This window comes from Nostoc sp. (assembly GCF_036917755.1).
In the GTDB taxonomy this organism is placed as follows: Bacteria; Cyanobacteriota; Cyanobacteriia; order Cyanobacteriales; family Nostocaceae; genus Nostoc.
The window spans coordinates 165,981-186,442 of sequence record NZ_JBALFC010000068.1; the positions used below are offsets into that span (position 1 = coordinate 165,981).

Genomic DNA, 20,462 nt, shown 5'->3' on the forward strand with positions numbered 1-20,462 from the left:
TAGTCATTAGTCATTGGTCATTGGTCATTGGTAAATGCTCAAAATAAGTTACACTGGACTTTGGGTAACAATTACTTAAATAAACACCAAAGGTTTATCTTTTAAGGGAGCAAAAGCTTCGGCGTCAAACTTATACAAACTAGCTGGACGACCAGCACCCCGTGATACCTTAATTCTGGTATCGCATAAAAAACCTAACTTGAGTAGACGTGCCCGAAAATTAGAATAATCGGAAAAGTTGTCACCTAAAACTGTGGCGTATAACTGATATAAATCATTTAAGGTGAACATTTCTGGTAAGACTTCAAAAGCCACCGGACTATACTCTAATTTATTTCGTAATCGCCTGTGTCCATAGGCCAGAATTTCATTATGATCAAAAGCTAATTGCGGAACTTGTTTTACTGGATACCAAGCTATACCAGTCATGCGATCGGCAATCAATTCGGCTTCCTCAAATCGCACTAGGGCAAAGTAACTAACTGATAGATAACGCACACCATAACTATCGGTTGCTTCCCGTGGATCGCGATTTGGCCCGCCAAATGTATATAGCTGTTCTAAATAGAGATTGTTGACCTTAATTTTCTCTGCCATAATGCGATAAGCAGCATCCTCTAAAGACTCACCTGGACGCACCAAAGTACCAGGAAGACTCCAATGATTTAAAAATGGTTCTTGCTGTCGCATTATTAATAGAACTAACAGCCGATTTTGTACAGTATCTACAGAAAAAATTACATTATCAACACCAACCTTGAAATCGGCCAAAGGTTGTTGGTTTAGCGGAGTTGGTATCTTTTTTTGGGAATGTCCTGGCATTTGTACAAATGCTCTCGATTAATATAGGCAACTACAGGGGCTGTGAGGGCTTCAGAATCTCCATGTTCGCGGTATGCTGTTGAGGAAACATCTAGACCAGTAAAAGAGGCGATCGCAATTTTCCCTCCCAGCTTTTGCACTACCTCTGAACTAGACTCATCTATTGCATATCCCGGTCGCGGCACGATCAGTAGTTGCACTTCCTGTAACAAATCTTCAACGTGATACCAACGTGGTAACTGACTCAGTAAATCTGAACCAACGATCAACGTCAATTCCGCGTCCTCACCCCAAGTTAGCTTCGCTTTTTCCACTGTTTCCAGTGTTCTAAAGCTACTCAATTCTTGTTCCAAAGCAATATTATGCCGTGGCGCGTCTATATCCGCAATCAACAGTTGCAGCATTGCCGCTCGATGCTCTAAGGGTGTTTGATGGGACTTAAATGGATTATCTGCTGCCCAAACCGCTATCCAATCATAACGCTCAGATAACCAACTCAGAATCGCCTGATGTCCAGCAGTTGGTGGATCGGCACTAGTACCAAACAAAGCAATTCTCATAGTAATTCGTAATTCGTAATTCGTAATTAAGACAGACTGAAAGAGTACTTTTACCTCTGTGTTCTCTGCGCCTCTGCGGTTCGTTTCTTAGTCTTCTCCGTCAACTCTTGCAGTGCAGCAGAAACTTCCACTTGTATCCCCACAGGATGATCCAAACGCCGTGTCTGTTCTGGCAAACTGGCAACTGAGGCGGCGGTACGCTGACGAATTGTTGCCAACGACTCCAACGGCTGCACTCGTTTACCTTCTTGCACTACCAACTGCAACAAAGGTTCTTCTTCCAGAGGAATTTCACCTAAAAGTCCCAACCTGTCTGCTTTTACTTTACCTCCCGTAAACGAGCGAAAAATCTGCTTGCGCCCTGGATAAGTAACCTTACCACTCGACTGTTTCATCACTGGAATGCCATCAATGTCTACAAGTTTATAAACTCCATTTACCGGCGAACCTGTAACTAGTCGCGTTCCCAGCCCATAACCATCAATCTCGGCCCCAGCAGCTTTTAATCTGGCAATTTCCCACTCGTCCAAGTCGCCACTAGCAAAAATTGGCACACCGGGAAGGAGCGATCGCACCTGTTTTGATAAGGTAACTAAATCTCCTGAGTCCAATCGCACTCCTGACAATTGCATTTCCCCAGAATTGACTTTTTCGGCCAAGCGCTGGGCAGCAGCAACGGTATCGTAAGTATCAATCAACAATGGCGCACCCGGAAAATATCGATGAAATGCACTAAAAGCTTGTTCTTCAGTGCCTTCTATTGCTGACAACGCCATCACCAGGGCGTGTGCCATCGTACCACTTGGCTTTTCTCCCAGTTGTAGCGCTGCTAACACATTGGAAGTGGCATCTAACCCACCTGCCAACGCCGCCCGCGCTGCCCACAAAGCAGCCTGGGGACTAAATGCTCGTCGTGTCCCAAATTCTAAAAGTGTTGCTCTCTCCCCCGCTACATCCCGCAATCGTGCTGCTTTTGTGGCAATCAAAGTCTGGTAATTAATCGTATTCAGCAGGTAAGTTTCCACTAGTTGCGCTTGCCAAAGAGGTGCTTCCACCCGCAAGAGTGGTTGATTGGCAAAGACGGCTGTCCCTTCTGGTACTGCCCAAACATCACCCGTAAACTTTCCCTCAGCTAATAATGACCAAAAGCGATCGCTTGCGTGAGCAAAAATTCCCGTTGCCTGTAATGCCGCAATTTGCGAAGCATTAAAGCGGAATTTGGCTAAATATTCCAATGCCTGCGTCAGCCCCATTGCAATTAAATAACCAAAACCCTCTGGCAATCGCCTGACAGACAATTCAAAGCTTGCCCGTCGTTCTTCTATACCTTCACCTGTGTAACAAGCTGCCATCGTCAACTGGTAAAGGTCGGTCAGCAAGCTGTAGTCATCCGCAGACAGGTTTAGTTCCTGGTTCTGCTGGCTTTGCTGTTTATGTACATAGTCCAAATCTGGCAAAAAAGTTGTCATCCAAGAGCTTCCTTACAAGATGCTTCTGCTACTTATGGTAATATTTACCATAAATAATGTCAACTCCCGGCGAATATATTTCAGAGATTGCTGCAAAACCGTAGATTTACAGGTAAATTAATCCTAACTTCATAAAATACTTAATATGTTTTAATAGTAATAGCTAGCAATAATGTTAATTTTACAAGTCGGCTAAGAAAGCAAACAATATCCTGTCAGAGAAAGTTGGTTTACCAGCCTCTTTGCCAGGCTGGGGTTGGATAAATAACTATGTTACGATTAGAATAAGTGAGAAAAGTTTGGCTTTTTGACAAACTAAAGAATTGCGAAGTTATCTGAATAAACATTGCGTATAATCTCAATATATTGAGAATTAGAGCCAGTCAAGAATATCAGGATTAGAGTAGTAGGTATCACAAATTAAAGCGACTCGAAAATAAGGAGTCTAATACTATGGCTATTTCCAAAATCATTGCGAACATAACCAAGTATATTTCTGAAGCTGCAATGCGGATTTTTGGGCCTAATGATGATTCTTATCCTAATATTGGCGTACAACCTTTTAAAGGTGAGCCTTATGATAGGCGTAAAGATGATAATTCGTAGGTGCTGAATATAGGGATACAAGTTGAATAATTATAAGCATACTGAGACTGAAATGTTTGTCCAGTAAGGCTTTTCTCTGGAAAAGTTCTCATGAATCAAACTGGAGTCTTAAGTAAGTGGGCGTGAATAATTAAAGGTTTATAGTAAGCGGCTAGAGCCGTTTAAAACGAGTGAATTTAATTAAATTCAAATTGTGTAACATAGTTTGATTTATTCTTGTCCACTTACTTAATATAGCAATCCTATTTGATTTACTTTCCACCGAGAGGCTCAGATCCCCGACTTCTTCAAGGAGTCGGGGATCTCGTTGTTCATTTGCAATTAAAAATATGAATTTTACGAATTATATCGTTCAAACACTACTGAAAGATTATTTGCTGGCATTTGGTAAGTCTGTTTGAAGGTAAGATTTTGGGCGCTAGCTACTGCGACAACATCATCCAAGTTACGTACACCCCACTCTGGATTTTGGGCGCGTAAAGATTCGTCAAAAGCTGCATTACTCGCTGCTGTATGTTCTCCACCTTGTTTAAAAGGCCCATATAAATAGAGGATGCCTCCTGCGGGTAAAATTCGACCTGCCCCTGCCATTAGTCCTAGACAGGCTGACCACGGTGAAATGTGAATCATATTGATGTTGACGATCGCCACAATTGGCTCCCGATTAAGCCAATCAAATACATGATTCTCCACTACCCAAACTGGTTCTCTGACATCAAGCTCAAGCGGTGGATAAAGATTAGAATAGCCAAAGTGTTCAGCCCATGCAGTAATGCTGGCTCGTAATTGTGGATTTGCATCTGTTGGCAACCACGAACGAGGACTCAGTTTGGGGGCAAAAAATACTGCATGTTCGCCAGTACCACTTGCTATTTCCAATATTGTGCCACTCTTTGGCAACACTTGTAAAAGTACTTCTATAATTGGTTCGCTATTGCGCTGGGTTGCTGGTGCGTATTGTCGTGCGTCTTGTGGTGTCATCCGTATCGTTATATTATAAAATCTGACCGCATCTTATATCATTTCACTCAATGACAGATCGGCCAGCCATAAAGATTTGTTGTGCCGTTAGTTGCAAGTTGGGAAAGATTGAGGAAATAAGTTGATCGTTGTTTTGATATAACTGTTTTTCATACTCATCCTCTATTAGCCTACAAATTGTCACCGTTGGCTGTTTGGGTTTGCCAATATATTCTCTGCCACCAATGCCCAGATAATCAACAATCCAATATTCAGGAACTCCTAACAGGGCGTAATCTTCAGCTTTGCGGGCGTAATCGTTCTGCCAGTTTATGCTAACAATTTCAGCAATCAGTTTAATTGAGTTTCCTGATGTAATTAGGGGTTGTTTTTGCCATAATGGTTCATTAATTAATTGAGTTTGGTCTAACACGATCGCATCGGGACGAAAAGCTGTTTCTGTTCCTAATAGTTTGATTAGACAGCGATGGGGGATAAAGTAGCGTAGATCCTGACGATCGATTTCTACATTCATTTTTCGCCCAATAAATGCCGATACTTGTTCGTGTGACCCGGTTGGTTCCATCTCAATTAATTCACCATCAATTAGTTCATAGCGATCGCACTCACCGTACTGGCTAATAAATTCATCAACGGCGAGAACTTTTGGGGCTGATTGAACCATTGTGATTATTCCTCATGATAGATTTATTGAGGCTTTGTCGCTTTTAAGATGCATTTTGTAATTCTCCTGTGTGGTGGCGAAAAGGACAGCCAGGACAGGGACATAGAAAAGGCGAAAGCATATTGGCAGGCTTATCAGGAGAAGATGAGCAAGAAACTGAGAAACCATGAAGAGGTGGTAATTGAGCAGCTGCGAAACCCGGAAATAGCAAAAGCCTACCTGGATGTCGCCCTTGAAGAGTACGAACAGGATGGTGATCTGGCATTTTTTCTAGAAGCGCTGCGGAACGTGGCCCAAGCACGGTCGGGTATAACCCACCTTGCGGAAACAACGGGTTTAAATCGCCCAAATCTTTATCGGGTCTTGTCGCCAGAAGGCAACCCTGAACTGCGAACCATTAGCCTTATCCTGCACAATCTCGGCTATCGCCTGAGTGTACAACCGATTCAGCCATCGCCAGGGAATTAACACGGACAACTCGGTAGGAATAAGATGAGATTACTCCCTTCCCGCCAAGAATGTCGATTGGGCGAGATACTCATGGTAGGTTCTCCTTTCTTTGGGGGTGGCTTAAAGGCGTGAGGAAAAAACTCACGCCTTTTTGTTTAAACTTTTTTCCCACGGGCTGCTAAAAGTTCCAAAATAACTCCATTTGTCCAGCCGAAACCAATTTCGTTAGAACTATATCCAAAACTGATATCGTCAGAAACGTTCGCAGAACAGCGTTCAACATCATATTTCTCAACTATGGTGTTGTGACGCCCGAATTCTTTAATTACCATAGCCAGGAATTTGTTGGCAATACGATCGCCCTCTGTATGATACCCATAGCGGTGAAGTCCCTGGACGGCAATTAACGTCAGTGGTGCCCAGCCAAAGGGGGCATCCCACTGGTTTCCGGTGACACGAGTACTGGTAAGGATTCCTCCTGGGGCTTCAAATAAAGAGAGATTTTCCACAACGCGCCGGGCTTGGGTTGGAGAAGCAATTCCCAGCCACAGGGGATAGAACGTGGTAGCAAATTCGTAACCCCGGCGTTTTCCACTCTGGAAGTGATAGTCCAGATAAAGTCCCTGTTGATCATCCCAGAGACGCAGATCGATGCGATCGCGGCGGATATCTGCGCGATTGCTCCATTTTTGTTCCAGTTGTTCGTTCCCCAGAATATCGTTAATTTGCGCCATGTCTTGTTCTACCTGATACAGCAAACTGTTCAGGCACACAGGAGCGTAGTGCAGGATATCAGCACTGAAAGGGCCAAATCGGTTGGTGATATCAAAACCAGACTCGCGCATGGTGCGATCGCCCTTATAAAATAGATTCGTCAGTTGGTCAGTTTCCTGGTTGTAATAAAGACTAACGTCATAATCCTCAACTTCAAAAGTTTTATAGTACTCCTTGACGCGATCGTAGTGGCTTTTTCCCTCCTCATCCCGCTCGGAGAACAAAACTTCTGGCGCGGGGCCTTCCCCAAGAGCATAGAATCTAGATAAGCCTGTTGCAGAATTCAGGTGAGGCGGTACTACCCAGTAATAGTAAAATTGCTCTAGCAGAGGTACGGTTGACCTTAACCACTCTTCATCCTGGGTGTGCTGGAATAATGCCAAAACCATCATACTGAGGACAGGAGGCTGCGATCGCGACAGCATATAAGTCCGGTTGGCATTGAGGATGATGCCGTAATTCTGCACCTGGTACAGCAGTTGGTCTACTTGGCTTTGCGCTAGCTCTAATTCCCCATCGTGCAAAAGTCCCAGTAATATAAAGTAGCTGTCCCAGCCATACATTTCATTAAAGCGCCCACCTGGTACGACATAAGGCCCTGGTAGGTATAGTAACCCATGCTCTTTAATAGCTTCGACTTCAGGTGGCAAAGTGCGAATTTCAATTCTTTGCATATCCTTGAGAGATAGCGATCGCTCCAACACACTCTGAATGTTGGGACAATCTTCTAAGGGGGAAATGTAGACAATCCAAGGAGTGTCTGTTTTATGGTCTAGCTTGGTATCCTTGGCAGATTGCAACAAATGTTCGTGCGATCGCGTTAAGGTTTTCCACGTTTTTTTGATGTGCGATCGCACGGCATCAATTTCTGCGGGGGTAGGTGTTGGTGGAGTGATCATTTTTTCAATTATTTTTTAACGCAAAGGAACGCAGAGTTTTTACAACCCTTTGGGGCGGGAGTAGGGGCAATACGGTTCGGTTAGTGATATTTTGCCCAGGAGATCCCCCCAACCCCCTTAAAAAGGGGGGCTTATATCTTTTACCCCCTTTTGAAGGGGGTCGCCGCCGGCGGGGGGATCTTAACCAAACCGTATTGGAAGTACGGAGTAGGGAACAGAAGAGAAAACTAGAGATAGAAAACTTGGTTTTAAGCCTCGCCCAATGTTAAGCGAAAAAATCCCTATTTTCCAAGGTAGGTTGAAACCCCGATGCCAGTTCTCTCAAGTCGGGAAACCCGCTTACGAGACTCGCTCCCCGATGTTAAGCGACTTAGTTTCCCCACTCACCACTCCCCACTCCCCACTCCCCATTCAATCAGCAGTACTAATTAATAGGGCTACTGGAAAATGGGCGAGGGCGGCTGCGATCGATAATGTTTCTGTAGCCTGTAAGGGTTGTTGAGTGATGACGTTTTTCCAGGTGCGGGAAGTTCCAGGGGGTAATTGCAGGTGCGTATCTTGCCAAACTGACTCGCCCAAGGGGTTGTCTTCAGGCTGGATGAGGCTGGTTAGAAAACGAGGCGCGATCGCTATCGCTGTTTGATTCCCCTCCCGCCGCGCAAAGGCAATAATGTGATTGGCGTGGGTTCCCTGAACTTCTAACGGTAAATAGTCGCCGTCCTGGAATAATGAGACGTAGTTTGTTCTGGCTTGGAGTAATTGAGCCGTTAAAAATAGTTTAATTCTGCCGTCTGTTTTGTGGTTTAATAATTCTTGAATTAGTCGGAGAATGTCTATTTTTACTTGCTCGCGGATGGCGCTTAAGTAAGTACGTCTCTGTTCAAAATCTACGGGACGGCGATTGTCTGGATCAACTAAACTTAGTTCCCAAAGTTCTGTTCCCTGGTAAAAGTCGGGTACGCCGGGAGCGGTAATCTTCAGGAGAGTTTGGGAAAGGGAATTGAATATACCATAGGCTGCAATTCGCTGTTGAAAGGGGCGAAAAACTTCTAGAAATTCGCTGGAGATGGCAGGATCAAGTACTTTCTCGATAAAGGAGGTACAAGCCTCTTCGTACTCGCTATCAGGTCGCAACCATGCTGTATGCACTTTTGCTTCTCGAATTGCCTTAATTATATAGTCTTTCACCCGTTCCACAAAGGACGTATCTTCATCTTCCCCAAAGGGAAACGCCCCCACCAAGGTTTGATAGAGAAAATACTCATCGTTGCGATCGGGTATTGCGAATCCGTGGCGATCGCTGCGGTATCCTCGATTAATGGCGCTCCAAGTATTTACCTGCTGTTCCCACTCTTCGGGGATTTCTGAGAGGACATTCAACCTAGCCCGCACATCTTCGCCGCGTTTGGTGTCGTGGGTAGCTGTAGTGTTCATTGTGTGAGGCCAGGTTGTCTGGTGCTGTTGGTTAAAGGCATGAAATTTGGTTGCTGAAATCCCAAAATGACCGGGATTACCCCCCACTTCATTCAGCGACAGCAACCGATTGTAAACATATAATGTGGTGTCTTCTACGCCTTTCGCCATTAGCGGGCCGCTATATTGCTGCATTCGTAAGACAAAATATATCCACTGCTCGCGTTCTGTTTGAGTCAGAGAATTATCAAACTCTAGCAGCATTAACTTTTCAATAAAGGTCAATTCGTGCTGCAACAGGGGCGCTTGTTCTTTGGCTTGGTAAATTACTTTTTGAATGGTAGCGCGATCGCTATCCCCAATTCCATCTGGCGTAATATAGGTGCGGTAAATCGGGAACAATGTCAAAACTTCCGCGATCGCTCTTTTTAATCCATTCAGTGTAAAATCATTAGCATAGCGATATTTGCTAGAAACATTCTTTAACAAAACAGCCAGATTGTCAATATCACCGGCTAAATTCTTTTCTAATATTAGGTGCTTTTTCTCCTTGACAATGGTTGAATAATCTACTCGTGAACCGATAAAGTTATAGTAGATTTTATCGAATTGTGATTGATTTTCTGATTGACAAAATACGCCATTTACATAGTTGAGAAAGTCATATCCCGATGTACCTTCAATTCCCCAATCTTCCGGTAATTCTTCGGTGAGTTCCAAAATCTTTTCCACAGTGATATAAACATCACCTGTCTTTTCCCGCAGCCTTTCAAGATACTGGATTGGGTTATAAAGTCCATCAATATGGTCAATGCGTAAACCTGTAAATTTGCCCTCCTCAACTAGCTTTTGAATGAGGCTGTGGGTATTATTAAAAACCCGCAGTTCTTCAACTTTAACGGAAATCAGTTCATTGACAGTAAAGAAACGGCGGTAGTTCATTTCCTCCGCCCCAACTTTCCAGAAGGCGAGACGGTAAAATTGGTCATTCAGTAAGTCATCTAAGAGGTTAAAGCTTTCTGAATTACCCGCTTCTCCGTTGAAAGTTTCCAGATTTTCGTCAATGAACTCACGGATATGATCATTTGTGGTGTAGATTTCCCAAACCAATCCTTTAATAAATGCGATTTGGTCTTGTCGCTGTTTTCCCGCCACCTCTGAAGGCACACTTTTGAGAATATACAGAATTCCCAAGAGCTTAATAAAATCGGGGTGATTGCGTCCCAGTGTGCGCGTGAGTTTACCTAGATTATGAGTGATAAATTTTGTGTAAGACTCTAACCGCAGTGGGAGTTTTAAGCTGTAATAGTTTACAGTTAAACCGTTTTCTTCATATTGTAGTTGAATGTGTCCGTTTTCCAAGGATACACCGTAGAAGTCTCCCAGTAGCGGCGCTAGAATTCGCTCTTGGCGATCGCCAAAGGGAGCATTCCAAGAAAGGTCGAAGTAGTCGGTATAACTGGAATCTGGGCCGTGTTCCAATACGTCCATTAAGTAAAGGTTTTCGCTGGTATAAGCCATGTGGTTGGGCACAATATCTTGTAACCAGCCCATACCAAGGGATTGAACTTCGCCAACTAAGGCATCAAAGGATTCATTAGTTCCTAATTCTGGGTTTAGTTGAGTGGCATCTACTATATCGTAGCCGTGCGTACTCCCGGATCGTGCCTTGAAAATGGGGGAGGCATATAAATCGGAAATACCTAAATCTGCTAGATAAGCTGCGATCGCTTTAGCGTTATCAAAGCCAAACTGAGGTGTAAACTGAATTCGATAAGTTGCGGTGGGAATTCGCATAGTTTTTAGTGAGGGGGATGAGGGGGATGAGGGGGATGAGGGAGATGAGGGAGATGAGGGGGATGGGGGAGATGAGGGAGTTTGAAGTTTTGAGCTTAAAAGTTTCCTCGTCCTCGTGTCCTCGTTCCCATGCTCTGCATGGGAATGCATTCGTTGAGTCTCTGACTCAATATCTGACTGGAGGCGGAGCCTCTAATCAGTCATTCCCATGCTCTGCATGGGAACGAGAGAAAGTCCGTTGAGGCTTTAAGCTTGAACATTAAGCCTTTAAGCTTGAACATTAAGCCTTTAAGCTTGAACATTGAGGCTTTAAGCTTGAACATTAAGCCTTTAAGCTTGAACATTAAGCCTTTAAGCTTGAACATTAAGCCTTTAAGCTTGAACGTTGAGCCTTCGAGAGTGAAGTACCCCATCTTGCCTTCGGCTGAAGAAGTTGCTCTCCCAAATTCAACTAGCACAAAGACGGTCTTATTCTAATTACGAATTACGAATTACGAATTACAAATTATTCACCTTCCCCCTTCATATAGCACCAAACTGGTAGCTTTTACTCTCAGTTCTTGCCCCGCAGACAGATATTCTGCGGCTTCAGAACCAGTCCCAGACCATGAGGTATCTGCTGAGTCCAACAATTTATTAGCATTTTGCTCAAACGGCAAAGTTACTGTGACTGGAGACGAATTGAAATTCATCACAAAAATTAGTTCACTCGATTCGCACCAACGACGCACGATGACCACTTCCTTGTGTTCATCGCTAGTCCCTTCGATGAAATTGCGGTCTTGATTTAAAAGTGCTGGATGCGTCTTGCGTAAATTAATTAACTGGCGATACCAATCCCAGAGAACTTTGTGCTTACCATTATTGCGTAATTCCCAATTGAGTTTAGAACTGAGGAAAGTTTCTGCTGATTCGGGATCTGGGGGATCGTCTGCATAGTGAAATGCTTCAAATTCTTGTTTGCGTCCGGCTCGAACTGCTTGAATTAAATCGGGATCGGAGTGACTGACAAAGTAAATGAAGGGTGCTGTTTCGCCGTATTCTTCTCCCATAAACAACAGGGGTAAGTAGGGCGACAGCAACACAGCGCCAGCAGCTAACTTTAATCCTTCAAAAGAGATGCGCTGGGTGAGGCGTTCTCCTTTCATTTGATTGCCGATTTGATCGTGATTCTGGATGCAGACTGTAAACTGTGATAAAGAGCGATCGCGGCAAGATATGCCATGAAAACGTTTGCGATCGGGCGAGTATTTCCAATCGTAGACAAAAGTATCACTATAAGCTTTCGCCAGATCAGCACATTTCCCAAAATCTTGATAATATCCTTGGCGATCGCCTGTCAAGAGTGTATGCAATGCATGGTGAAAATCATCACTCCATTGAGCATCAAGACCATATCCACCCAATTCTGCTGGACGAATGATTTGGGGATTATTTAAATCACTTTCGGCGATTAAATGGCGTTTCCATTTTTGTCCTTGTTGTGAAAAATGATGAACCGCTTCCGCCAATTCCCATAAAAAATGCTTGGCTCCCAAGTCGTAAATTGCTTGAATAGCATCCAGCCGCAATGCATCAATATGAAATTCACCCAACCAGTAAAGCGCATTTTCGATAAAATAATTTCGCACACCCTGACTATGGGCGTCATCGAAATTCAGCGCTTCGCCCCACGGCGTTTTATAGGTTTTAGTAAAGTAGGGCGCGAACTGACTCATGTAGTTGCCTTCTGGCCCAAAGTGGTTATACACCACATCCAACACTACGGCGATATTATGTTGGTGGCAAGCATTTACCAGTTGCTTGAGTTCGGCTGGGCTACCGTAGGAATTTTGGACAGCAAAGGGATAAACGCCGTCATAGCCCCAGTTGCGGTATGCAAGAGTTGCCTCAATATGAGTATCTCCCGGAAACTGAGCGATCGGCATGATTTCAATGGCGTTAATTCCCAGTTCCCTGAGTTCCGCTAGGCGGGGAATGATGGCGGTGAAACTTCCTTCAGGCGTGAATGTCCCAACATGGAGTTCGTAGAAAATCATCGACTCCACAGGAATACCCGCCCATGCTTCATCAGTCCACTCAAAATGATGATCGACAATTTGAGAAGCACCATGCACCCCTTCCGGTTGATACTGCGATGCCGGATCAGGAAAAGTGTCTTGGCCATTCAAGACATACCGATAAAGCGCACCTGGATACACATCATTGACTTTAGTGTACCAGTATCCCTCAGACTGAGGCTTGAGGGGAATTAACTGCTGTTCTGGCGTTAAAATTTGTACGGTGACGCTATCTAATAGCGGCGACCAAACTGTAAATTCACATTCTCCGTCACCCAAGTAGTTAGCACCAATTCTCACGCAGTATCCTCCCATCAGATTCTATGTTGTGCCGAATTGTGGCATGACGACTGTAAATGTCATTGATTGCACAATGTTTACAAACGCGCCAGATAGCATAATGGTTGGTCTACCAGACTTTTGCTAGCACCGGGAGGCGGATTTTTTACCAGAACAAATTCTGTCTAATGATTAAGAAGAATTCAGAAGTCAGAATACAGAATTCAGAAAAAGAACCCCACCCCCAACCCCTCCCCGCCTGCGGGGAGGGGAGCTAAAGCGCAGCTTTGGCTCTTTGGGGTTCCTCGTTCCCATGCTCTGCGTGGGAATGGCTGATTAGAGGCTCTGCCTCCAGTTAAATATTGAGTCATGAGTCGGAGACTTAATGAATGCATTCCCATACTCCGTATGGGAACGAGGAAACCCCGCAGGCGAGGCCCGGTGTACACACAAGTTGAATTACCCCCCTTAATCTCCCCTTGTCAAGCTACGGTGTACACACACAAGTCTTGTCAGGTTGCCCCACAGCCTTTTGATCCCCCCAACCCCCCTTAAAAAGGGGGGCAAAAAATTCTCAAAGTCCCCCAATTTATCGGGGATTTAGGGGGATCTTACGATGTTTTGCATAGTGTGTAGAGATGATATAAAGCCTGTTTTACTTCTGAATTCTGACGCCTGAATTCTGAATTCTGCTATATTTAATCCCTAACTCAATAAATCAGCGCGGGGTTTAAAGGTTTCAATTTGACGCAACTTTTCGTAAAGTTCCCGTTCTTCTTCAGTAATATTTTTCGGGGTAACGATCTGAATTTCCACTAATTGATCCCCACGTTTCCCGTCATCGCTGGGGTAGCCTTTATTTCCTAGTCGGAATTTTTGACCAGACCTAACTCCTGTGGGAATTGTCATTTTCACTGGGCCATCCAAAGTCGGTGCTTCTACCTGTCCTCCTAAAACTGCCTCGCTGGGAGTAACGGGAACTTGGCAAAGTATATTTAAACCTTCTAGCTTAAATAATGGATGAGGCTCAACGGTAATTTTTAAGTAGAGGTCGCCACCACCAACGCCTTGATTCCGCAAACGGATAGTTTGACCTGTTACCATACCTGGAGGCATATTAACTTCTAGCGATCGCCCATCTTCTAAACGAATGCGTTCATTACCACCTTGATAAGCTTTTTCTAGTGGGAGCGTTAATCTGGCTTCTATATCCCGACGGGTGGTGCGAGGTGGGCTGTTAGGGGTATAGGCAACTTTTGTTCTGGGGGAACGAAACGGATCGTTAGTACCATTACTGGAGTTATTTGTCGCACTTTTATTTTTGACGCCGATAACTTGATTAATAAAGCTTTCAAAGTCGGAAAATTGACTGGGATCTACCTCCTGATTAGTGTTGCGATCGCTAGCACTACTCTGCCAAGTTTTAGCCTTGGGCGTTTGTTTGTTGCCCGCAAAGCCTTTTTGCTTCCAATAGCGGCTAAACTGGTCATACTGCGATCGCTTGGCTGGATCTGAAAGGACTTCATAAGCCTCACCGATATCCTTAAATTTCTCCTCAGATTCTTTGTTACCCGGATTGAGATCGGGGTGATATTGCCTTGCTAATCGCCGATAAACCTTTTTAATTTCCTCACTAGAAGCCTCTTTATTTACTCCCAAAATCTCGTAGTAATCTCGAAAGTTCGGCAAATTTTGCATAGTTCAGTTATTTAAATTTTAGATTTTAGATTTGGGATTAATTATGAGCTAGGAGTTGGGAGAGACGCGATTAATCGCGTCGGTACAGGAGTTAGGAGTTGAAAGATTTAATTTTTAACTTCTAACTTCTGTCTCCTAACTTTTAACTTTTATTAAAAGTACTACAACCAATCATTGTCTTCTTCATCATCCCAGTTATCTTGGTAGGTGGGACGGGATTTGCGTGGTGGACGGCTTTCATAGGAGGAAGAACGACTATCTCGGCTATAGTCTCTGTCATTATCTTTACCGTAATCTCTGCCATAGTCCTTACTGTTGTATGAGTCGCGTTCTCGATATGTCTCTCGCATAGGTTCGCGTTCTTTATCTTTATCACCGCCAGTAAAGATGTCCCGGATAGTACCAAATAAGTCGTCGTCTTCATCCTCAGCATAAGTCTCGCGGACTTCCCGATTTAGCTCATAGAGAGCATCTTGCAAATCGGCGTAGGCTTGATCGATACCGCGATCGCTATTTTCCTTAAGACTCTCTTTTAGTTGTCGGCAAATATTATCAATTCTTTGGCGGCGGCTGCGGGCAAACTGCATCCCAAATTCTAAAGCTACTTCTCTAAGTTGGCGTTCTGCTTGGAAAATCAACGCCTCAGAACGAGTCCGCTTTTCGACTCTTTCTTTACGTTCGCGATCGACATCGGCGTATTTTTGAGCGTCCTGAATCATCCGATTCACTTCTGACTCGTTCAAGGTGGAAGCGCCCTGAATGGTGATACTCTGCTCTCGTCCAGTGGTTCTATCGAGAGCTGTTACCTGTAAAATACCGTTAGCATCAATATCAAGTGACACCTGAACTTGGGGAATTCCTCGTGGTGCTGGCGGGATGCCATACAGCTTGAACCGTCCTAAAGACTTGTTGTTTGTTGCCATTTCCCGTTCGCCCTGGACTACGTGAATTTCCACAGTATTTTGGTTATTTTCGGACGTGGAAAAAATATCAGAACGGCGAACTGGGATGGTGGTGTTGCGAGGAATGAGTTTTTTCATCACGCCGCCGATGGTTTCCAATCCCAAAGAAAGGGGTGTAACATCCAAAAGCAGCACATCTTTGAGTTCGCCAGCGAGAATTCCTGCTTGAATTGCTGCACCCACTCCCACGACTTCATCGGGATTAACGTTTTCGTTGGGTTCTGTGCCAATCAAGTCGCGTACTAGCTGCTTCACCATTGGCATCCGTGTAGAACCGCCAACTAATACAACTTCTTCAATGTCTCTAGGTGAAAGTCCGGCATCTTTGAGCGCCCGTTTCACTGGTGTTCGCAAGCGCCCCACCAAATCACCACACAAGCCTTCAAACTGCGAACGAGTTAAACGAGTTTCCAGATGTTTGGGGCCATCTTCCGTGGCGGTGATAAAGGGTAAGTTAATATCGGTGACGCTGACAGCAGAAAGCTCAATTTTGGCTTTTTCCGCAGCTTCCATCAGACGTTGCAAAGCTTGGCGATCGCGTCTTAAGTCTACCTCTTCTGTTTCCAGAAATTGATCTGCTAACCAATCTACAATTTTTTTGTCAAAGTCATTACCACCAAGTTGCGTATCTCCACTGGTAGCTTTGACTTCAAATATCCCATCACCAACGTCTAAAATCGACACGTCAAAGGTGCCACCACCCAAGTCAAATACTAAGATAGTTTCCGTGTCACCCCGATCTAGTCCATAAGCCAAAGATGCAGCAGTTGGTTCATTGAGAATCCGTAACACCTCTAAACCAGCAATTCTGCCAGCATCGCGGGTTGCCTGCCGTTGAGAATCATTAAAATAAGCTGGTACTGTAATCACTGCCCCAGTCACTGGTTCACCCAAATAGCGACTAGCATCGTCTGCCAATTTTTTCAGCACCATTGCCGAAATTTCTTCTGGAGCGAAATCTTTATTCAGACGGGGACAGGCGATTTTAATATTACCTACTTCGTCTTTGCGGATGGTGTAGGGTACGCGCTTGGAATCTGGGTTAAGTTCGCCATACTTCCGCCCAATGAAGCGTTTCACTGCGAAAAAGGTATTTTGGGGATTGAGGACGGTTTGTCGCCGTGCCATTTGCCCAACCACCTTTTCACCATCTTTGCTAAAGCCAACTACGGAGGGGGTTGTTCGCATTCCTTCTGCATTGGCAATCACCACCGGCTTGCCACCCTCCATAACGGCGACTACTGAGTTGGTTGTACCCAAGTCGATGCCGACTACCTTGCCCATGCGTTACTCTTCTCCTAAAGTGTCTTATATATTTATTATGATTGGGCGGAACTACCTCTAGCTTTGTGCCACAGGATAAAAACACCCCAATGGTATAGTAGTGATCATTCAGGCAGTAAGCTAAGATGTGCAGCTAGAGGAGATAGTTGCAAGACTAGGATAGCATTGAGATGGTTGGTGTGCCTAAGCAGCCTCAATTCTTGTTATCCGCCTACTTCTGTTTACGGGATCTGCAAGTTGGTAAATAGACCTTAAGAATACTTGCTCTGCTTCTTTAGATTGGCTGAAAACCTTAATATTACGACTATTTTAAAAATTTGAATTTAACAGAGCAATTACAAACTTCCCTGATTGCGATCGCGCGAGAACGCGATCCTTACATGGCAACGGCTGGACATTTTTTTGTCCAAGAATATATCCGCCAGCAATTTTCCCAATGGGGGAGTGTGGAAATCCACACCTTTGAAGTCAGAGGCAAAGCTTGTAATAACTTGATATTAAATTTACCATCCCAAGGTAGAGGGCAAAAAAAGGATTTACCACCTATTTTAATTGCTGCTCATTATGATACCGTTCCGGGAACACCAGGGGCTGATGATAATGCCACAGGTGTGGCGGTGTTGCTGGAATTAGCCAGAAAGTTTGCTGCCCAAGCTGTCAGATATCCCTTAAGACTGGTTGCTTTCGATATGGAAGAATACGGCTTATTGGGTAGTGCTGCCTATGCAGCCCTGTTGCATCAACAAAAGCAACAGCTACGTTTAATGCTCTCCTTAGAAATGCTGGGCTATAAGGATTCTACACCCGGTTGCCAAAGTTACCCCTCTCCTCTGGAACGCTTCTACCCAGATAGAGGTGATTTTATTGCTTTAATTGGCAATTTGCGGACATTGCCTGACTTAATTGGCATGAGCCGTAATATTCGCAAAGCTGGCGTATCTAGTCAATGGCTACCGGTGCCGAATCGAGGTTTAATAGTTCCCGAAACCAGACGTAGTGATCATGCACCTTTTTGGGATTTGGGTTATCCGGCAATGATGGTTACAGATACGGCATTCTTGCGAAATCCACATTATCACAAAGCTAGTGATGCGATCGCTACTTTAGATTTAGATTTTCTGAGCGGTGTATGTGAAGGGTTGGAAATTGCGATTCGGGGGTTGTGAAAAGTTTTTGGTTAGTTCGTTGGTAAGACATTGCAGATGCACAACGAGACGCTGGTCAAAAATCCACATTGCCCGTTGTAGCGTTAATTACACCCGAAAATTTGGTGTGGGAGGAAACTTGATGATATATTTGCCGATTAGTCAAAACCTCTACAGGCAGGTTTGAGTTTAAATTTAGGTTAATAAAAAGTTATTTATCCTTAACCATTGTTTTATAATGCCCCTTAACTACAGCATCTAGCTCAAGTTACCGCAGATTCAGGGGAAAATTTGATGAACCAGGGGCAACGTACACCTAAATCAAGGAGATATTTGACTGAATTAGTTCAGACTTATATTGTTAAAGCTTTACACGCTGCAAGACAGTGGCGCGTACAACTAATACGAAATTGGTTGTACAAGTATTCTTCGTGGGGCGTTGTGTCTCTATTTTTGGTCGGAGTTAGTTTGAGTGTAGTGATGGCTGCCTGCTCTCCACCTAATGTCGATAACACTGGTAATACTGGCAGGGCTTCCCAGCGTGATGTAACCCTAACATTTGTTTCTTACTCGGTTACTAGTGCAGCATACCAGCAGATCATTCCCAAATTTATCGAACTGTGGAAGAAAGAACATAACCAAAACGTTACTTTCAATCAAAGCTATGATGGGTCAGGTTCCCAGACTTTTGCCGTGATTGACGGTAAGGAAGCTGATGTGGTACACCTGTCACTTGCCATTGACATTAATAAATTGGTTGAGGTGGGTTTTATTCAACCGGGTTGGGAAAAAGAAGCCCCTAATGATGCAATTGTTACCAAATCTGTAAATGCGATCGCTATTCGTGAAGGTAATCCCAAAAATATCAAAACTTGGGCAGATTTGGCACGAGACGGCGTAAATGTGGTTACACCTGACCCTAGAACCTCTGGCGGTGCTCGCTGGAACTTCCTTAGTCTTTGGGGTTCTGTGACAAAAACTGGCGGAAATGAAAATCAAGCAATAGACTTTACCTCCAAAGTCTATAAAAATGCACCTTTGTTGCCTAAAACGGCTCGAAATGCCACTGAACTGTTCTTCAACGATAATAAAGGTGATGTTCTACTCAACTACGAAAACGAGATGATTTTGTTAACAAAAAATGGCAAAAAATTCTCATATCTTGTGCCTGATGTGAATATCTCTATCGATAATCCTGTTGCTGTTGTAGACAAAAATGTTGATCAACATGGTACTCGCCCGATTGCAGAAGCATTTATCAAATTTCTTTACACCCCAGAATCGCAACGAGAGTTTACCAAATTAGGATTTCGTCCCGTTGACCTGACTGTTACAAAAGAAGTGGAAGGCAAATTTCCCAAAATTAAAACTATCTTCAAAGCTCAAGATTTAGGAGGATGGGACGAAATTCAAAAGAAATTCTTTGATGAAGGTGCAATCTTTGACAAAATTCGAGCGAAAAAGTCTTAGAATTTTTGTTATCGAAACAGAATTCAGGAGTCAGGAGTCAGAATTCAGGAGTCAGGAGTCAATAAAGCGCCCGGAACTGAAGTTCAGAGGCTCATAGCTAAAGTCGGTTTTAACGGACTATAACCTTTTCTCAGTCGTCTTTAGACGACTTTCGCTATTAGACTCAGAATTCATTCTGAGGCGGGCTAGATGAGAATGAAATAGCCCTGTAGCAGCAGCCATATCTAATGCAATTTATCATGCCACAGGTAAGCGGATTCGGGATTTGCCAATTACACCACATAAGTTACTGTGAGTGAATAGGTTTGTAGTTTGCGCTTGAGCGCATTTAGATAAACCCAAAAAGGAAGGGAGTTAGGGGTTAGGTTTCGCCTTAATTATTCTCTTTCCAGAGTTATAAAGAAGCATTAAAATGCTTGACAAAATTATTCTAGTTTTACAAAATCCTAATACAAGTATTTTTTGGAAACTCCTCATGCTAGAAACAACTTCTAAAACAGTAAAAGATTCTTTTTTCATTAGCTTTGATGACCTTGATGACAATTCATTATCTGAATTAAGCTCCAATGAAGCCTCTGAAATTACTGGAGGTTTTACAGTTATCAATAATTCCGGAAGTACGAGAGGTTTTTATAATTTTGGACAGAACGTAGTGCCAACTCAGGAACTTTTACAACCTGGACAAACCGGTAGTTATAATGGAGAATACATTTTATACAGTTCTTCAACAGCCCAATTTGCACCAGTATTATCACAGCAACTCGCCCCAACAGACACAGTAAGTTTTACTCTGCAAGGAGCAAGTACAATAGTTGTTGCTAAACCTATAAGCACTATTGGCGTTTTGTCGTTGAAAATCCCGAATTTATAAGCTGATTTGGAAAGATTGCTGTAAATTAGTAATGGCTTCAATTACTCGATTTGTACTTTTGAAAAGTAAACCAATCAATATAACCCAACGCCCTGTACAAGTTTTACTAAAACCTAACCTCCAGCCCCCTTGCTTCAGAGGGAAGGTGGAAAATTCAAAGCCTCTCTCCTTTTAGAAGAGAGGCTTTGAATATTAAGTTGCACATTGCGTAACCCAAGGTGTTACCTTCATCAGAGCGATCGCCTACAGCCAGAAAAA

General features: G+C 43.8%; 15 protein-coding genes. 5 read left to right on the forward strand and 10 right to left on the reverse strand.

The window, feature by feature from the left end:
* Positions 1-75: 75 nt before the first annotated feature.
* The 3 genes from V7L05_RS16680 to V7L05_RS16690 are packed head-to-tail and all read right to left on the reverse strand — an operon-like array spanning position 76 to position 2,851.
* Positions 76-822 (reverse strand): NUDIX hydrolase, encoded by a 747-nt coding sequence (locus V7L05_RS16680; protein WP_335165566.1) that lies wholly within the window; start codon positions 820-822, stop codon positions 76-78.
* Positions 783-1,382: a nicotinate-nucleotide adenylyltransferase gene (locus tag V7L05_RS16685; protein ID WP_335165567.1), complete on the reverse strand. Its 600-nt coding sequence runs from the start codon at positions 1,380-1,382 to the stop codon at positions 783-785. Before V7L05_RS16685 ends, V7L05_RS16680 begins: the two co-directional genes overlap by 40 nt.
* A gap of 50 nt (positions 1,383-1,432) precedes the next feature.
* Positions 1,433-2,851 carry a nicotinate phosphoribosyltransferase gene (locus V7L05_RS16690; RefSeq protein WP_335165569.1) on the reverse strand — a complete coding sequence of 473 codons (1,419 nt, stop codon included), beginning with the start codon at positions 2,849-2,851 and terminating at the stop codon, positions 1,433-1,435.
* Between the two features lie 453 nt (positions 2,852-3,304).
* Here V7L05_RS16690 and V7L05_RS16695 point away from each other — a divergent pair, with 453 nt between their 5' ends.
* A complete protein-coding gene (locus V7L05_RS16695) occupies positions 3,305-3,457 on the forward strand; it encodes a hypothetical protein (protein ID WP_335165570.1) in 153 nt (50 codons plus the stop codon).
* Between the two features lie 336 nt (positions 3,458-3,793).
* Here V7L05_RS16695 and V7L05_RS16700 read toward each other — a convergent pair whose 3' ends face one another.
* Both V7L05_RS16700 and V7L05_RS16705 read right to left on the reverse strand, forming a co-directional pair.
* Positions 3,794-4,438 carry a DUF938 domain-containing protein gene (locus tag V7L05_RS16700; protein WP_335165572.1) on the reverse strand — a complete coding sequence of 215 codons (645 nt, stop codon included), beginning with the start codon at positions 4,436-4,438 and terminating at the stop codon, positions 3,794-3,796.
* 43 nt (positions 4,439-4,481) lie between these two features.
* Positions 4,482-5,102, reverse strand: coding sequence for a Uma2 family endonuclease (locus V7L05_RS16705; protein ID WP_335165574.1), 621 nt, complete (start codon positions 5,100-5,102; stop codon positions 4,482-4,484).
* A gap of 144 nt (positions 5,103-5,246) precedes the next feature.
* Here V7L05_RS16705 and V7L05_RS16710 point away from each other — a divergent pair, with 144 nt between their 5' ends.
* Positions 5,247-5,570, forward strand: coding sequence for an addiction module antidote protein (locus V7L05_RS16710; RefSeq protein ID WP_335165575.1), 324 nt, complete (start codon positions 5,247-5,249; stop codon positions 5,568-5,570).
* A gap of 137 nt (positions 5,571-5,707) precedes the next feature.
* Here the strand turns inward: V7L05_RS16710 and V7L05_RS16715 are convergent, their stop codons facing one another.
* From V7L05_RS16715 to dnaK, 5 genes are all read right to left on the reverse strand, one after another.
* The gene (locus V7L05_RS16715) at positions 5,708-7,225 is read right to left on the reverse strand and encodes a trehalase family glycosidase (RefSeq protein ID WP_335165577.1); all 1,518 of its coding nucleotides are present in this window, start codon (positions 7,223-7,225) and stop codon (positions 5,708-5,710) included.
* 411 nt (positions 7,226-7,636) lie between these two features.
* Positions 7,637-10,435: a malto-oligosyltrehalose synthase gene (treY, locus tag V7L05_RS16720; protein WP_335165628.1), complete on the reverse strand. Its 2,799-nt coding sequence runs from the start codon at positions 10,433-10,435 to the stop codon at positions 7,637-7,639.
* 509 nt (positions 10,436-10,944) lie between these two features.
* Positions 10,945-12,795 (reverse strand): malto-oligosyltrehalose trehalohydrolase, encoded by a 1,851-nt coding sequence (gene treZ, locus V7L05_RS16725; RefSeq protein WP_335165578.1) that lies wholly within the window; start codon positions 12,793-12,795, stop codon positions 10,945-10,947.
* Positions 12,796-13,479: 684 nt separating this feature from the next.
* Positions 13,480-14,472, reverse strand: coding sequence for a J domain-containing protein (locus tag V7L05_RS16730; RefSeq protein WP_335165580.1), 993 nt, complete (start codon positions 14,470-14,472; stop codon positions 13,480-13,482).
* Positions 14,473-14,633: 161 nt separating this feature from the next.
* On the reverse strand, positions 14,634-16,718 hold the full coding sequence (dnaK, locus tag V7L05_RS16735; RefSeq protein ID WP_335165582.1) for a molecular chaperone DnaK: 2,085 nt from the start codon (positions 16,716-16,718) through the stop codon (positions 14,634-14,636).
* A 317-nt stretch (positions 16,719-17,035) separates the two neighbouring features.
* Here dnaK and V7L05_RS16740 point away from each other — a divergent pair, with 317 nt between their 5' ends.
* The 3 genes from V7L05_RS16740 to V7L05_RS16750 all read left to right on the forward strand — a co-directional run bounded on the left by V7L05_RS16740 (position 17,036) and on the right by V7L05_RS16750 (position 20,204).
* Complete coding sequence (locus tag V7L05_RS16740; RefSeq protein WP_335165583.1) at positions 17,036-17,884, forward strand: M28 family peptidase; 849 nt, start codon at positions 17,036-17,038, stop codon at positions 17,882-17,884.
* Between the two features lie 273 nt (positions 17,885-18,157).
* Positions 18,158-19,333 carry a sulfate ABC transporter substrate-binding protein gene (locus V7L05_RS16745; protein ID WP_335165585.1) on the forward strand — a complete coding sequence of 392 codons (1,176 nt, stop codon included), beginning with the start codon at positions 18,158-18,160 and terminating at the stop codon, positions 19,331-19,333.
* 412 nt (positions 19,334-19,745) lie between these two features.
* Positions 19,746-20,204 carry a hypothetical protein gene (locus V7L05_RS16750; protein ID WP_335165587.1) on the forward strand — a complete coding sequence of 153 codons (459 nt, stop codon included), beginning with the start codon at positions 19,746-19,748 and terminating at the stop codon, positions 20,202-20,204.
* Positions 20,205-20,462: the final 258 nt, after the last annotated feature.